Genomic DNA, 15,376 nt, shown 5'->3' with positions numbered 1-15,376 from the left:
TTGGGAATACCAAAATAGTGCAGTGCAGAACGGTTTCGCAAAATTTGGATCGATCCATCTTGGCGACGTAACGCGTGGCTACTTGAGCAAGTGACTGTTTTTTCGCGGAAACGGAATCGCCGCTTTCGCAGAGCGCCATGAAAGGCGGTTGGATGGGGTTGCTTGCTGCAACGCAACGAAAAAAACACGTGCATCCTGCCCTCAAAACTGCGTTCGCGATCACCCTCACCCACCCAAACCGCCGCTAAATCCCTCCGCGAAACCGCAAGCCCTTGCGGCGCCAGACAGCGCCGAGTCACGCGCCGAAAACGACATTGGCGCCACGCCGGATCGACAGGCGATCCGTGACGAGAGGGCACCATGAGACACACTACGAAGGACGTCGTTCTGATGACCGCGCTGTCGGTCGCCATTGTCGGCATGCTTGCCGGTTGCCAGCGTCAGGCACCCGCGGATGACACCGCTTCCGCGCCGCCGGCCACCGCAGGAACGGTCGACAACGCACCCCCGCCGGCCCCCGCCTACCAGCCGCCGACGGCGGAACAGCTCTATGCGCTGGTCTCGCCGATCGCTTTGTTTCCCGACAAGCTCGTCGCGCTCACGCTTGCCGCGTCCACGCACCCGGACGATGTGCATGCCGCGCGCGGCTTCCTCGAAGACAACCGCAACCTGAGCGGCTCGGCGCTGATCGATGCCGCAAGCAACCAGCCGTGGGATCCGAGCGTCAAAGCGCTGGTCGCTTTCCCTGCCGTCGTCGATCAACTGGATGGCCATAACGACTGGACTGCCGCCTTGGGTGCCGCCTACGCGGCCGAACCCACCGACGTGCTCAACGCGATCCAGGTGATGCGCCAACGTGCCCGTGCGCACGGATCACTGGCCGATACGCCACAGCAAAAGATCCGCGTGGTGGATACTCCCCAGCCCACGACGACCACCGTGGTCGAAGAGCGCCGTGTCGTCGAACCGCCCGCGCAGACCATCGAGATCGAGCCGGCAGAGCCGGATGTCGTCTACGTGCCGCAGTACGATCCCGACGTCGTCTACGGCGAGCCGGTGTACTCGCGTGTCTACACGACCGAACGCTGGTACGAACCCGCTCCCGACCGCGGCGACCTCGTCGCGACCGGCCTCGTGTCGTTCGGTGTCGGCGTGGTGGTCGGTGAATTGTTCGCGCACCACCACGATCATCCCTGGGGCTGGAATGCCTGGAACACGTCGTGGGGCGGCCCGCGCGGTGGCGGCTATGGCCCGCCGGCCGTGGTCTACGACAACCATCCGTATGTCGTGAACCGCAACACGGTGATCAACCGTTACACCAGCATCGACCGCTCGGTGCACATCGACAACCGGCACAACTTCGGCAATGTGTCGGTGCACAACACCACCTATAACGGCGCACCGCCCGCCGGCCCGATGGGTCGTCCGGCACCGGCCGCCATGGCGCCGCACCCGGTGGATTTCGCGCACATGCAGCGCCCCAACTTCAATCCCGCGATGATGCGCGCCACGGCGCCGAACGCTCGCCCTGCGTTGCCGCCGCCGGGCGCCGAGCGCGCTGCGATGATGCCGCGTCCCGCCGGTGAGCCGGGACGGCCGGCAGACCCTCGCGCCTTCGCCGCAGGCCGACCCATGCCCAATGCGCCGCACGGTGTCGATCCGGCGACGATGCAGCGCAATGAGCACGCGACCGCCACGGCTCCCGGCGCGCCGCGTACGCCGGAGCGTCCGGGTAACGCCGAGGCGTTCGCCCGCGATCGTCAGGCCCTGGCCGCCCATGCGCCTCAGCCCATGGAAGCGCGTCCTCCGCAGACCATGGATGCCCGGCATGCGCCGGCCCCGCAGCCGACGCAGCCGCGGCAGGAGCCTGCCGCGTCCCGCATGCCGCCGAACGATCCGGCGCGTTTCGCCCAGCATGCCCCGGTGGCGGAACCGCGCATGCCATCGAACGATGCGGCACGCTTTGCGCAACGCGCACCGACCGCGGAGCCGCGGATGGAGTCACAGCGCATGGATCAACGCATGCCGCCCCGTGAGGAGCCGCGCATGCAGGCCCGCCCGGAACCGCGGCCCGAGCCGCGGATGGAAGCTCGTCCGGCGCCGCGTCCCGAAGCGCATCCCGAATCCAGGCCCGCTCCGCGGCATGACGACCACCGACCGCCCGAGCACAAGGATGACAAGCACGATCACTGATCGTGCGAACAACGAAAAGGCCGCGCTTTTCAGCGCGGCCTTTTCGTTTGACGCGAGGCTTGATTACCTGGAACGCGGACGTCCTGTCGGCTTGCGGCGTGCAGCCGTCTTCTTCGTCGTGGCTTTCGCGGGTGCCACCTTGCGGGCCGAGGCCGTTTTCGCCGCGGCGGTCGTCGCTCCCGTGGCGCGACGCGATGCCGTCTTGCGCGGCGCAGTCGCCTTCTTCGATGCCGCGGCCTTCGTCGCAGATGCACGCTTCTTGGGCGCGGTGCCGGCGGACGCCGGTGCGGCCTCGGCCTTGCTGCGCGAGGACTTGCGCGCCAGCGGCTCGCTCGACGAATTCAGCGGACGCCACGAACGCCCACCCAAGGCCAGGAGCGTGTCCGCCGAGGCGGGGCCTGCACTGCCCGAGGCGTAGTTCGGGAAGTCCGCCGGAGTCCGCTGCGCCCAATCGTCAAGAATCGGCTGTACGGCGCGCCAGCAGGCTTCGACCATGTCCGCGCGCTGGAACAGTGTGGCGTCGCCGGTCATGCAATCGTAGAGCAGCGTTTCGTAGCCCACGTTGGGCTCGGCGCGGAACCAGTCGGCGTATTTGAAATCCATTCGCACTGGCGCGAGTTCCACGCGTGGACCCGGGCGCTTCACGTCGAACTGCAACGAGATGCCCTCGTCGGGCTGGATCTGCAGCACCAGCCAGTCGGGACCGAACGCGTCCATGCCCGTGCCGCGGAACGGGGCGAACGGCGCCGACTTGAAGCGGATCGCGATTTCCGTAGTGCGGCGGCCCATGTGCTTGCCGGTGCGCAGATAGAACGGCACACCGGACCAGCGCCACGTATCGATGGAGAGCTTCATTGCCACGAAGGTCTCGGTGACCGAATCCGGCGCGACATTGGGTTCGTCGCGATAGGAGATCGCCAGTTCGCCGTTGACCGCGCCCGGGCCGTACTGGCCGCGCACCGCATCCTCGGGCTGGATCGGACGGATGGCCTCGATGGCTTCCGCCTTGCGCGTACGCACGGCTTCGGCGTCGAAGGAACTCGGCGGCTCCATGGCGACCATCGCCAGCAGCTGGAACAGATGATTGGGCACCATATCGCGCAACGCGCCGGTCTGTTCGTAGAACGAGCCGCGGCGTTCCACGCCTACGGTCTCGGCCACGGTGATCTGCACGTGGTCGATACGGTCACGGTTCCAGATTGGCTCGAACAGGCCATTGGCGAAGCGGAACGCCATGATGTTCTGCACCGTCTCCTTCCCGAGGAAGTGGTCGATACGGAAGATCTGATCCTCGCGCAGCACCTTGAGAATGCGCTCGTTCAACGCGTGCGCGGAAGCGAGGTCATGACCGAAGGGCTTTTCGATGATGACGCGACGCCAGAACTCGCCATCGGGACCGCCATCGTCGACGAGGTCGGCATCGCGCAGCTTCTCGATCACGTCGCCGAAGAAACGTTCCGGGGTGGCGAGATAGAACAGCACGTTGCCCTTGGTGCCGCGGCGACGCTCCGCATCGCGCAGCTTCACCGCCAGGTTCTGGAATGCGGACAGATCGTCGAAGTCGCCGGCGTGGTAGGTCATCTGGCTGCTGAGCCAGCCCCAGGCCTCCTCATCCAGGCGACCGCCGCTGTTGCCCACGAAACGTTCGAGCGCGGTACGCAGGCTCTTGCGCCATGCGTTGTCGGTCATCTTGCCGTGGTTGAAACCGATGACCGAAAAATTGTCAGCCAGCAGGCCGGTGCGGCGCATGTTGTAGAGCGCGGGAACGACCAACCGACTGGTGAGGTCGCCGGCAGCGCCGAAAATCACGACGGTACACGGGTCGGCCGGATGAGCGCGCGAGGTGGCACGCTTCGGTTGGGCTGGGCTCATGCACGGACTCCTTGGGGATCGAGGGCTTCGGGGGTGGCGTGGATATCTGCCGTCGCGCTGTAGCCGTGCGCGAGACTGAAGGCGGCATTTACCAACGCGACGTGAGAAAAAGCTTGGGGGAAATTACCCAGCAGCCGTTTCGCACGGGGATCGTACTCCTCCGCGAGCAGGCCGAGATCGTTTGCCAGGCCGATCAGTCGCATGAACATGCTGCGGGCCTCGTCGAGGCGCCCGAGCAGTACGTAGTTTTCGACGAGCCAGAAGCTGCACGGCAGGAACTGGCCCTCGCCCGGCGGCAGGCCGTCCACGCCGCTGCGCGTGTCGTAACGGCGGACGAAGCCATCCACCAGCAAGTCTTCCTCGACGGCCCGCACGGTGGCCGTGACGCGGGGATCGTCGGGCGGAAGAAAATCGGTGAGTGTCACCAGCAGCAGGCTTGCGTCGATTTCCTTCGAGCCATACGACTGCGTGAAGCAGCCGCGCTCGGGATCGACACCCTTGGCCAGGATGTCGGCCTTGATCTCGTCGGCCAGCGCACGCCAGCGCAGCGTGAGCCGGGGGTCCGAATCGTGGCGCTCCTGTTCGCTCGCACGCTGGAACGCCAGCCATGCCATGACCTTCGAATGGACGAAATGGCGCGGCTCGCCCCGGATTTCCCAGATGCCTTCATCGGGATGGCGCCAGATACTCGCCAGATGTTCGAGGAACACCGTCTGCACCTCGTCGGCTTCCGGTTGCATGGCAACGCCATGCCGCACGGCGTGGGCGAAGGCGCCGACCAGTTCGCCGAAGATATCCAACTGGAACTGTGTCGATGCGGCGTTCCCGATGCGTACCGGCGTCGAGCCTTCGTAGCCGGCGAGCCAGGGTACTTCGAACTCTTCGAGACGACGCTCGCCCGCGAGACCATAGAGCACCTGCAACTGACCCGGTGATCCGGCTACCGCACGCCGGACCCAGTCGCGCCATGCGCTTGCTTCGTCGTGATATCCGGCGTTGACGAACGCAGACAGCACGAAGGTGGCATCGCGCGCCCAGCAGAAACGGTAATCCCAGTTGCGCGGGCCGCCGATCTGCTCGGGCAGCGAGGTGGTCGGCGCCGCGACGATGCCGCCGGTGGGCAGGTAGCTCAGCCCCTTAAGCACCACCAGCGAGCGGCGCACGATGTCCGACCATTCGCCCGTTCCGTTGCAGCGATCGGACCACCCATCCCAGAAGGCCAGGGTGTCGCGCAGGGCGCCGCAAGGTTCCGGCGTATCGGGCGGCGCGAGGTGCGACGGTCCCCAGGCAAGGGAGAACGGCACCGAATCGCCCTTGCTCACTTTGAAGCGCGCCACACTGTGCAACCCTTCGCCGTCGAAGGTGACCGGGCTGCGCACCACGATGAGATCGGGGCCGGCGACCGCTGTCATCGTCGTGTCGTCAACGCGGCTGACCCAGGGCACGGCATTGCCGTAGTCGAAACGGAGGGTCAGCACGACCTCGAAGTCCACGCGTCCTTCGATGCCCTCGACGATCCGGGTCACGCCCACCTGCTCACCGTCGATCGGCATGAAGTCGATGACACGCGCACGTCCCGTCGCCGTCTGCCATTCGGTCTCCAGCACGAGGCTGCCGTCCAGATAACGGCGCGTGCAGGTCGCATCGGGATCGGAGGGGGCAACACGCCAGCGCCCATTCTCTTCCTGCCCGATCAGAGCCGCGAAACATGCGGCGGAATCGAAGCGGGGAAGGCACAGCCAATCGATGGAACCGTCTCTTGCCACCAGCGCTGCACTTCGGCAATTGCCGAGCATCGCGTAGTCCTCGATGCGGGAAGCCATGCGGATCTCTCGTCTACCGTGATTCGTCACAAGGTAGCGATGGCGACGTTAGCTCGACGTATGCTCGCTGCCGCACGAACCGAGCGGGAGCCCACTCATAAAGGGCTCCGCCGGCTCAATGGCCGGCGTGGTCGACGGGGGCACGCACCGCAGCGAACATGCTGTGCGCAAGCTCCTGCTCACCATAGATCACGTTGCTGGCACCAAGGCCATCCAGATGCGCCACGCACTCCTGCGAGTGGGCGCGGGCGACGATCGGCAGGTCGGGCCGCAAGGCCCTCGCGGCACGCACGACCTGACCTCCTTCGAACGGATCGGACACGGCGACGATCAGGGCCCGAGCCCCGGCGAGATTGGCCTCGTCGAGTACGGCCGCCACCGCGGCGTTGCCCACCACCAGCTCCACCTCGGACGTTCCGCGCAGTTCGCGAACCGCGTCCTCATCGGATTCGATCACCAGGGTGCGGGTACCCGAGGCCTGCAGTTCGGCCAGCACACGACGGCCCACGCGTCCGTAGCCCACCAGCACGGTGTGGCCGGCGATGCTGGGCCCATCGTCCGGTACGTCCGCCTCGTGTCGCGCGATCCATCGGTCGAGCACCGCGAACAACAGGGGATTGACCAGGATGGAGACGATGGCCGCTGCGAGGAGGATGTCGCGCGCCTGCTCGCTCAACAAGCCAAGCGATACGCCGAGCCCGGCAAGGATGAAAGAGAATTCGCCGATCTGCGCGAGGCTGGTGGCGATGGTCAGGGCCGTCTTCGGCGGGCGACCGAAGGCACGGACGATGGCGAAGGCCGCCACCGATTTACCGACGATGATGATCAGGCACGCGGCCAGCACCACCCACGGCTGTTCGACGAGGACGTGCGGATTGAACAACATGCCGATGGAGACGAAGAAGAGCACCGCGAAGGCGTCGCGCAGTGGCAGCGTTTCCTCCGCGGCACGCTGCGACAGCTTGGACTCGCCCATCATCATGCCGGCGAAGAAGGCACCCAGTTCGAACGACACATCGAAGAGATGGGCTGCGCCGAATGCGATGCCGAGCGCCATGGCGAGCACCGCGAGACGGAACAGCTCCCGCGAACCGCTGGCCGACACGGCCTGCAGCACCCACGGAATGGCGCGCTTGCCGACGATCAGCATCAGGGCGACGAACAACGTCACCTTGCCGATGGTCCATGCCACGGTTTCCAGCAGCGCACCGATGCTCGCCGACGCACCTGCCTGCTCGCCGCCGAGGAATCCGCCGATGGCCGGAAGCAGCACCAGCGCCAGCACCATCGCCAGGTCCTCGACGATCAACCAGCCCACGGCGATGCGGCCGCGATCGCTGTCGAGCAAGCGGCGCTCTTCCATCGCACGAAGCAGTACGACCGTGCTCGCGACCGACAACGCGAGCCCGAACACGAAACCCTGCGCCAGCGGCCAGCCGAGGAACGCACCGAGCGCCATGCCGAGGCCGGTCGCGACAGCCATCTGGACCGCAGCGCCCGGAATCGAGATCGCCTTGACCGAGAGCAAGTCTTTCAACGAGAAGTGCAGCCCCACGCCGAACATGAGCAGGATCACGCCAAGGTCGGCCAGTTCCTGCGCCAGATGGGCATCGGCAACGTAGCCAGGCGTGAACGGCCCGGCGACGACGCCGGCAACGAGATAACCGGCGAGGACCGGCAAACGGAGCCGATGGGCGATGGCTCCGAAGATGAAGGCGAGGACGAGGCCCCCGACGATGGTGGCGATGAGCGGGGTGGCGTCGTGCATAGGCGGCTCCTTGAGTCGTCGTCGGTCGCGGCGTACGCCGCGGCATGCACCCTGTCTAGTCACGTCGGGCGCTGCGAACGTTCGACGGGGTCCAGAAACCTATGGGGGCGATGAGCCTTGTGCGCAAGTTGCATCGCCGCATGCGACCGACGCGGTCGTCGCCCGAGGCGTGTCGGCAGGCGCTCGCGCGCCACCGGTGACCGCCGTTTCGACGTGGTTGTTGCCTGCGGCATGCGATCCGGCCGTCGGCGCCACGGCGCCGTCCACGAGGTCCGGCGAGAGCGCCGCGCGTGCCGCCTCGGCCGTCATCACGACGATGCTGATGCGGCGGTTGATGGCCGCGGCGGGGTTGGTCTTGTCGAACGGCACCGATGCCGCGAGCCCCACCACGCGAGCCACCTTGTCTGGCTGCATGCCGCCTTCCACGAGCGTGCGACGCGCCGCGTTGGCACGGTCGGCGGAAAGCTCCCAGTTGCCGTACGACTTGCTTGAACCGACGTAGGGTGCGCTGTCGGTATGCCCGGAGATGCTGATTGCGTTGGGCACCTGGTTCACGAAGCCCGCCAGCTCGTGCAGGATTTCCACCGTATAAGGCTTCATCACACCGCTGCCGGTGTCGAACATCGGCCGGTTCTGCTTATCCACGATCTGGATGCGCAGGCCCTCGGAGGTGATGTCGAGCAGGAGCTGATCCTTGTAGGGCGCCATGGCCTGGCTCTTGGCGACCGCTTCCTTGAGGTCCTTCATGAGCTGTTCGAGCCGGCGCTTTTCCTGCTCCTTCGCCAACTTGTCGAGCTCCGCGCCATTGGGCCGCGCAAACGCCTGGTTGTCGCCGGGGCCCTTCGGGAGGTCCATTGCCCCGCCGAGCTTGATCATGCTGGTGCTGGCACCGCCCGGACCCATCTTGCCCGACGGCGCCATCGTGGACTGCCCCTGGGTCATGCTGGGGTTCTTGAAGTATTCGGAAATGGCCGCGCGCTGCTGTTTCGTACCCGCGCCGACAAGCCACATGACCAGGAAGAAGGCCATCATCGCCGTGACGAAGTCGGCGTAGGCGACCTTCCAGGCGCCTCCGTGGTGGCCGTGGCCACCAGCGCGCTTCTTGCGGACGATGATGACCTGCTTCAAGTCGCTCATCGTTGCTTACCGAGCCGCCTTCAGGTGCGCTTCGAGGTCCTGGAACGACGGACGCGAACTGGACTGCAGCGACTTGCGCGCGAATTCCACGGCAACCATCGGGTTGTAGCCGCGCAGATTGGCGAGCAATGCGACCTTGACGCACTCGAAGGCCTTGCCGTCGGTGTTCACGCGCGCTTCCATCGCCGCGGAGAGCGGCCCCACGAAGCCATAGGAAAGCAGGATGCCCAGGAAGGTGCCCACCAGCGCGCCAGCAATGTGCTCGCCGATAACCGCGGCATCACCGTCGATGGACTTCATGGTGATGACGATGCCGAGCACCGCCGCGACGATGCCGAAACCGGGAAGCGCGTCGGCCATCTTCTGCACCGCCAGCGCGGGTACGAGCGCTTCGTGATGGTGCGTTTCCAGTTCCACGTCGAGCAGTTGCTCGAGTTCGTGCGGGTCCATGGCGCCGCCGACGATCAGACGCAGGCAGTCCGTGATGAAGTCGATGAGATGATGCTCAGCCACCAGCCGCGGATAAGCGGAAAACAGCGAGCTGCTGGCCGGGTCCTCGATGTGCGCCTCCATGCCGAGCTGCCCTTCCTTGCGCATCTTCACGAAGATGTCGTAGAGCAGCGACAGCAGGTCGACGTAGTCCTGGCGGCGGTACTTCGGGCCCTTGAACAGCGCGACCATGTCGCGGCCAGCGTTCTTCACGACCTCCAGCGAATTGCTGCTGAGGAACGCACCGATGGCCGCGCCGAAGATGATGAGCAGCTCGTACGGCTGCCACAGCGCACCGATCTCGCCGTGCGACAGGACGTATCCGCCTAGTACGGAAACCAGGACGACGATCGAACCAATGATGACCAACATGACTTGCTTCCTCCAGGCTCTAGCCTTATCGGCCGACCCGCCTAACAATTGAGGAACTTCGTCACGTTTTGTGAACGCTATTCACCAAAGGCACAGGGTCCGGCGTAGCGTGGAAAGACCAGCCGGATCCGCGTGCCGACACCCGCTTCGCTCTCGATTTCGATGCCGCCGCCGGCTTGCGCGACCATACCGTAGACCTGAGCCAGCCCAAGGCCCGAACCGCCTTCCTTGGTCGTGAAATAGGGCTCGAAGAGGCGCTGTCGGACCTCCTCCGGAATGCCACCGCCGCCATCGGCGACACTGACGAAGACTTGGCGTGCGCCCTCGACCTCGCCGGGATGCCCCGACAGCCGCTGGCTGTCGATACGCTCACCCACTTCCACCACGATCTGACCGAAGCCGTTCATGGCGTCGCGCGCGTTGAGGCAAACGTTCATCAGCGCCTGCTCGACCCCGCTTCGATCTACCCATACCGGCAGCGGGCCCGGTTGACGCAGTACGTCTATGCCCACCCGGCCACCGAGAGCATGCCGGGCAAAATCGGCGAACGCCGCTACGAGGTCGCCGAGATCGACCGCCTCGGGCTGCGCGTACTGGTTCCGCGCGAAGGCCAGCAGACGTCGGGTCAGCGCGGTCGCGTGCCTCGCCCCTTCCACCGCGTAGGTGACCATGCGACGGTGCCTCGGAGTGAGCGCCTCTGCCTCATCCTGCAGGCCCGACAAGCTCACGATCACCGTCTGCAGCATGTTGTTGAAATCATGGGCAATGCCGCTGACGAGCTGACCGATCGCCTGCTGCTTTTGCGCTTGTCTGGCGCTGGCCTCGGCGAGATCGCGCGCCTGGTTGGCCATGGCGAGTTGCTCGCGCACGCTGGCGAGCCGGCTTTCCAGTGCCTGCCTCGCCCCGTGTTCCGATTCGAGGCGTTCCATGAGCGTACCGTAGCGCGTGGTGGCGTTGGCCGTGCGCGCCACCGTCTCGTTGAGCCGGTCCTGAAGCAATTCGATGATCGATTCCAGCGAGGCCTGGAGCTCCACGCGTTCCGTCACATCGCGGCTGATGACGACGAAATGGTCGAGCGCATCGTCGGCGATCACAGGGGTGACCGTGACCTCCCACCAGCGCGTGGGCCCCTCACCTATACGGCGGGCGCCAACGAAATCCACGCACTCGCCGGATGCCGCGCGGTCGAGCACACGTGCCACCATGTCGCGCGCTTCCAACGGCCAGAGATCGAGCCAGCGCGTGCCTATGAGGCGCTCCACGCCGTCGGGCGCGAGGGCCGCACACCCGAGCCCCGCGACGAAACGGATGGCGCCGTCCCGGTCGAGCTCCTTCATGCAGTCGGAGGAAGCCTCGACGAACTGCCGGTACCGGCCGTCCCGCTCGTTCATGGCAATGCCGCCCGCCCCTGTCGTCTCATTGCCTGGTATGACGCGCCGCGACAGAGCGGCTGTCAAGCCGGATCGCGTATCGGGTCATCGCTCGCCTGCCCTACGCGTCATCGAAACCCGTCTCGCCTTCGGCGAACACGGGCGCGCCGTCCTCTTCCACCCCCATCACCAATCCCAATGCCTTCTCGGCAGCGGCCTGGGCGCTTGCCTCGTCGCGGAAGCTGCGGTTTTCATACACCGCGTAATAGCTGGGGTAGCCGCCATCGGCGGGGTGTACGGACACCAGCGCCGTGTACCGCGAGCCTTCGCGGGTGGCGCCGCTGCGCAGGGTGAAGCCTGGGAATTCGCGCTCAAGCATGGGTCGGTTCTCGTGAAGAAGCGAAAGTCTAACGGACTCGGGAACTTGCTCGATGTCTTGCAGGAAAGGCCTTACGAGTCAAGGAAGTGTTCTGCACATCGGCACTTGCCGTCGCAAAATTTGTAGGGTATTTCCTACATCAAGCGGCCTCACACGCTTTTCACGAAGGCCGCGAGACAGGGGAAAACAGGGGTTATCGCAGCATGAACGTCATCACCACCGCGTCGCCGTCACGGCGCCTCGCGTGGACCGTCGCCACCGTACTCGCGCTCGCAGGCATCGTCGGCCTGGCGCTCGCACCGCGCGTGGCACTCGCCGTCCCCCGGACGGCGATCCAGATGGTCTACGCCTGGCTCTGTGCGTCACTCGTCGGCTCCGCCTACGTCGTGGTCACCTTGGCCAACGATGCCGAGGGCGCCACCGAGGACGACGACGACTTCTGATCTCAGGGATGGGGTGTGACAACGAAAGAGCCCGCCGACAACGGCGGGCTCTTTGCTTTTGGGTCACGCCGTTCGGGACCGCCCGCCAGGCGCGCGGCCGATGCGCTCGTTAAGGGCGGCGAGCCAACTCCGGGTCTTCCTTGGCGACCGGCATGAGGTCCTTCTTCGAGACGCCGAGCCACAGCAGGATCGGGCTGGCAACGAAGATGGACGACAGCGTGCCGACGAGGATGCCGATGAGCATGGTGATCGAGAAGCCGTGCACGACCGGTCCGCCGATGAAGTACAGCGCGGCCATCGTGATGCCGGTGAACAGCGAGGTGATGATCGTTCGCGAGAGCGTGCTGTTGATCGAGCGGTTCAGCACTTCCTCCGGCGTGGCATTGCGGCTGGACCGGAACAACTCGCGGACACGGTCGAACACCACCACCTTGTCGTTGATCGAGTAACCGACCACCGCCAGCACCGAGGCCAGCACGGTCAGGTCGAACTCACGCTGCGTCATCGCGAAGATGCCGAGGGTCACCAGCACGTCGTGGATTTCCGTGGCCAGCGCCGCGATGGCGAAGCGCTTCTCGAAGCGAATCCACAGGTAACCCATGATGCCGACGATGACGAAGACGACCGCGACGATACCGTCGCTGCGCAGCTCCTCACCGACCTGCGGGCCGACGAAGGACTTGCTCTTCATGGCGACGTCGGGGCGGGACGCCTTGAGTGCCGCCATGATGTCGTTGGCGACTTTCGTGGCCGCCTCGTCGTTGCTGAGGTTGCCCGCCGCCGCCACGTCGCCCTTGGGCTGCAGGCGGATGGTGAACTCACGCGTGCCGCCCACGGCCTGCACGAGTGGATTCTCCAGATGCCCCTTGTCCAGCGCGGCACGGACGTCGCTCGGATCGACCGGGGTTTGATACTCCACCTGCACGGCCACGCCGCCGAGGAAGTCCTGCCCGTAGTTGAAACCGCGCGTCATGATCAGCGCGATCGAACCGATCATGAGGAGGACCGCCAGGCCGATGCTGAACTTGCGCAGGCCGAGGAAGTTGAAGTTCGAATTGTGGTTGAAGATTTCCATGGCGTCCTCCCGTCAGACCGACAGGGTCTTGAGCTTGCGGCCGCCGTGGATCAGCGCCGTGATGGCATGGGTCACCGTCACCGAGGTGAACATCGAGGTGAGGATACCGATGAACAGCGTGACGCCGAAGCCCTTGATCGGGCCCGAGCCCATGGTCATGAGACCGAGCGCAGCGAGCAGGTGGGTCACGTTCGCGTCGAGAATGGTCGCCCACGCCTTGTCGTAGCCCGTGCGGATGGCGGCCAGCGGCGATGAGCCATTGCGCAGCTCCTCGCGGATGCGTTCGCAGATCAGCACATTGGCGTCGATCGCCATACCCAGCGTCAGCACGATACCGGCGATGCCCGGCATGGTGAGGGTCACGCCGATCATCGACATCACCGCCACCAGCAACACGAGGTTGAAGAACAGCGCAACGTCCGCCACGAGACCGAACAGCTTGTAGTAGATCGCCGCAGCCAGCAGCACCAGGCCGAGGCCGAGCATCACCGCCTTGAAGCCCTTGTCGATGTTGTCGGCGCCGAGGCTGGGACCGATCACGCTCTCGCCGACGATGTCGACGGGGGCGGCGAGGGAGCCACCACGCAGCAGCAGCGCCAGTTCCGACGCTTCCGCATCGCTGGGCAGGCCGTTGGTCGAGAACTGCTTGCCGAACGGCGAGCTGATGTTGGCGTAGTTGATCACCTCTTCGGTGATCTTCGGCGTCTTCACTTCCTTGCCGTCGACCATCTTGGTTTCGGTGGTGCGGGTGATGTAGAGCACCGCCATCGGCTTGCCGACGTTGTCGTTGGTGAACTCCTGCATCTTGCGCGCACCCGCGCTGTTGAGCGTGACGCTGACGTTCGGCGTGCCGTTCTGCTGGTCGCGACCCGAGACGGCACTGGTCAGCTCGTCACCCTTGGCGATCACCTTCTTGCTCAGCAGGTACGGACGACCGTCGCGACCGTAGTAGAGCTTGGCATCGGGTGGCACGCTGCCCGAGCGGGCGGCATCCACCGCCTGCTGCGGCGTGTACAGGCCTGCACGGTATTCCAGCGTGGCGGTGGCGCCGATGATCTTCTTCGCTTCCGCCGTGTCCTGCACGCCGGCGAGCTCGACGATGATCTGGTTGGCGCCCTGCTGCTGGATCAGCGGCTCGGACACGCCCAGCGCGTTCACGCGCTGGCGCAGCGTGGTCACGTTCTGGCTGATCGTGCTCTGCGCCAGTTCGCGCAGCTTGGCCGGCTTGACCGTGGCATTGAGGATGAAACGATTGCCGGTGTTCGCGCCGTCGGTCACGGCCAGGTCCGGATAGTCCGTACCGATGAGCGTGGCCGCCTGCTGGCGGTCGGCCTCCGAACGGAGCACCACGCTCACGCCCTGCCCGCGGGCATTGCGATTGACGGCGTCGTACGACACGTTCTTGTCGCGCAGCAGCGCGCGGATGTCATCGGCGTAGCGGGTCTCCTGGGCGTCGATCACCGCGTTCTGGTCCACTTCCATGAGGAAGTGCACGCCGCCCTGGAGATCGAGGCCCAGCGGCATCGAGTTGGCGTTGATCGCACGCAGCCACGACGGCACGGTCGAGGCCAGGTTCAGTGCCACCGTATAGGTGTCGCCGAGACCCGACCGGAGTACGTCGGACGCCTTCGCCTGCGCATCGACGCTGCCGAAGCGCGCCAGCAGGCGGGTGCCCTTCGGATCGATCTCGATCGACGACGCCGGCACCTTCGCGGTGACCAGCATGCCTTCGACCTTGCTCTTCAGCGACGCGTCGACCAGGGCGCCACGGTTACCCGAGATCTGCACCGCAGGCTGCGGCGGGAAGACATTCGGCAACGCGTACACGATGCCGAACAGCAACACGATCACGACCAGCGCGTACTTCCAGCGTGGAAAATCACTCATGCCTTGCATTCCATGAAAGCGGCCGTGCGCCGGCCGCGGCTGACGCCTGTTGAAAGAAGAAGTCTCAGGACTTCTTCAGGCTGCCCTTGGGCAGCACCTGGGTGATCGAACCCTTCTGCACCTGCACGACCGTGCCCGGGGCAATTTCCACGCGGACGAAGGCTTCGCCCACGTCCTCGATGCGACCGGCCAGGCCGCCACCCATGACCACCTCGTCGCCCTTGGCGAGCGCGGACAGCAGGGCGCGGTGCTCCTTCTGCCGCTTCATCTGCGGGCGGATCATCATGAAATAGAAGATGCCGAAAAGCACCGCCATCATGATCAGCGGCGAAAGGCCGAGGGCTCCCTGCGGAGCGGCGCCAGCGGCGGGAGCGGTGGCCTGGGCAATGGCGGCGAACGTCGGAAGGCTCATCGGATTTCTCGCAAGTCATGGAACAGCCTGGGAAAAGCGGCCATTCACGGAAAAAGATCGTGGATTATGCCACGCACCCCGCTGCTTATGTACCGCGCGCCGACGGCGCAGGCCGCAGCCCTCCCGGGCCCGACAAGGCGTTGGGGCGCCGACCGA

General features: G+C 65.6%; 12 protein-coding genes. 2 read left to right on the top strand and 10 right to left on the bottom strand.

The features are described 5' to 3' along the window. Positions 1–360: 360 nt before the first annotated feature. Positions 361–2,193 (top strand): DUF3300 domain-containing protein, encoded by a 1,833-nt coding sequence (locus BT115_RS11470; RefSeq protein ID WP_083527426.1) that lies wholly within the window; start codon positions 361–363, stop codon positions 2,191–2,193. A gap of 63 nt (positions 2,194–2,256) precedes the next feature. Here BT115_RS11470 and zwf read toward each other — a convergent pair whose 3' ends face one another. From zwf to BT115_RS11435, 7 genes are all read right to left on the bottom strand, one after another. Continuing rightward, positions 2,257–4,065: a glucose-6-phosphate dehydrogenase gene (gene zwf / locus BT115_RS11465; RefSeq protein ID WP_072322736.1), complete on the bottom strand. Its 1,809-nt coding sequence runs from the start codon at positions 4,063–4,065 to the stop codon at positions 2,257–2,259. Continuing rightward, a complete protein-coding gene (locus BT115_RS11460; protein ID WP_072322735.1) occupies positions 4,062–5,888 on the bottom strand; it encodes a glycoside hydrolase family 15 protein in 1,827 nt (608 codons plus the stop codon). The genes zwf and BT115_RS11460 overlap by 4 nt, the downstream gene beginning before the upstream one ends. 115 nt (positions 5,889–6,003) lie before the next feature. Continuing rightward, a complete protein-coding gene (ybaL, locus tag BT115_RS11455; protein ID WP_072322734.1) occupies positions 6,004–7,656 on the bottom strand; it encodes a YbaL family putative K(+) efflux transporter in 1,653 nt (550 codons plus the stop codon). A 99-nt stretch (positions 7,657–7,755) separates the two neighbouring features. Continuing rightward, positions 7,756–8,793 carry a flagellar motor protein MotB gene (gene motB, locus BT115_RS11450; RefSeq protein ID WP_072322733.1) on the bottom strand — a complete coding sequence of 346 codons (1,038 nt, stop codon included), beginning with the start codon at positions 8,791–8,793 and terminating at the stop codon, positions 7,756–7,758. A gap of 6 nt (positions 8,794–8,799) precedes the next feature. Next, entirely contained in the window at positions 8,800–9,654 is an 855-nt protein-coding gene (gene motA, locus BT115_RS11445) for a flagellar motor stator protein MotA (protein ID WP_072322732.1), read from the bottom strand. A 77-nt stretch (positions 9,655–9,731) separates the two neighbouring features. After that, positions 9,732–11,045: a two-component system sensor histidine kinase NtrB gene (locus BT115_RS11440; protein WP_072322731.1), complete on the bottom strand. Its 1,314-nt coding sequence runs from the start codon at positions 11,043–11,045 to the stop codon at positions 9,732–9,734. Between the two features lie 100 nt (positions 11,046–11,145). Next, entirely contained in the window at positions 11,146–11,403 is a 258-nt protein-coding gene (locus tag BT115_RS11435) for a hypothetical protein (RefSeq protein WP_072322730.1), read from the bottom strand. 203 nt (positions 11,404–11,606) lie between these two features. Here BT115_RS11435 and BT115_RS11430 point away from each other — a divergent pair, with 203 nt between their 5' ends. After that, on the top strand, positions 11,607–11,846 hold the full coding sequence (locus BT115_RS11430; protein ID WP_072322729.1) for a hypothetical protein: 240 nt from the start codon (positions 11,607–11,609) through the stop codon (positions 11,844–11,846). Between the two features lie 109 nt (positions 11,847–11,955). Here the strand turns inward: BT115_RS11430 and secF are convergent, their stop codons facing one another. The 3 genes from secF to yajC form a co-directional block, all read right to left on the bottom strand. Next, positions 11,956–12,921, bottom strand: a complete 966-nt coding sequence (gene secF, locus BT115_RS11425) for a protein translocase subunit SecF (RefSeq protein WP_072322728.1) — start codon at positions 12,919–12,921, stop codon at positions 11,956–11,958. Between the two features lie 12 nt (positions 12,922–12,933). Next, positions 12,934–14,808: a protein translocase subunit SecD gene (secD, locus tag BT115_RS11420; protein ID WP_072322727.1), complete on the bottom strand. Its 1,875-nt coding sequence runs from the start codon at positions 14,806–14,808 to the stop codon at positions 12,934–12,936. Positions 14,809–14,872: 64 nt separating this feature from the next. Further along, a complete protein-coding gene (yajC, locus tag BT115_RS11415) occupies positions 14,873–15,220 on the bottom strand; it encodes a preprotein translocase subunit YajC (protein WP_072322726.1) in 348 nt (115 codons plus the stop codon). Positions 15,221–15,376 lie beyond the last annotated feature (156 nt).

Source organism: Luteibacter sp. UNCMF366Tsu5.1 (genome assembly GCF_900119235.1).
GTDB classification, from domain to species: domain Bacteria; phylum Pseudomonadota; class Gammaproteobacteria; order Xanthomonadales; family Rhodanobacteraceae; genus Luteibacter; species Luteibacter flocculans.
Note: the sequence above shows the minus strand (reverse complement) of the source record. Positions and strands in the feature narration are given on the sequence as shown.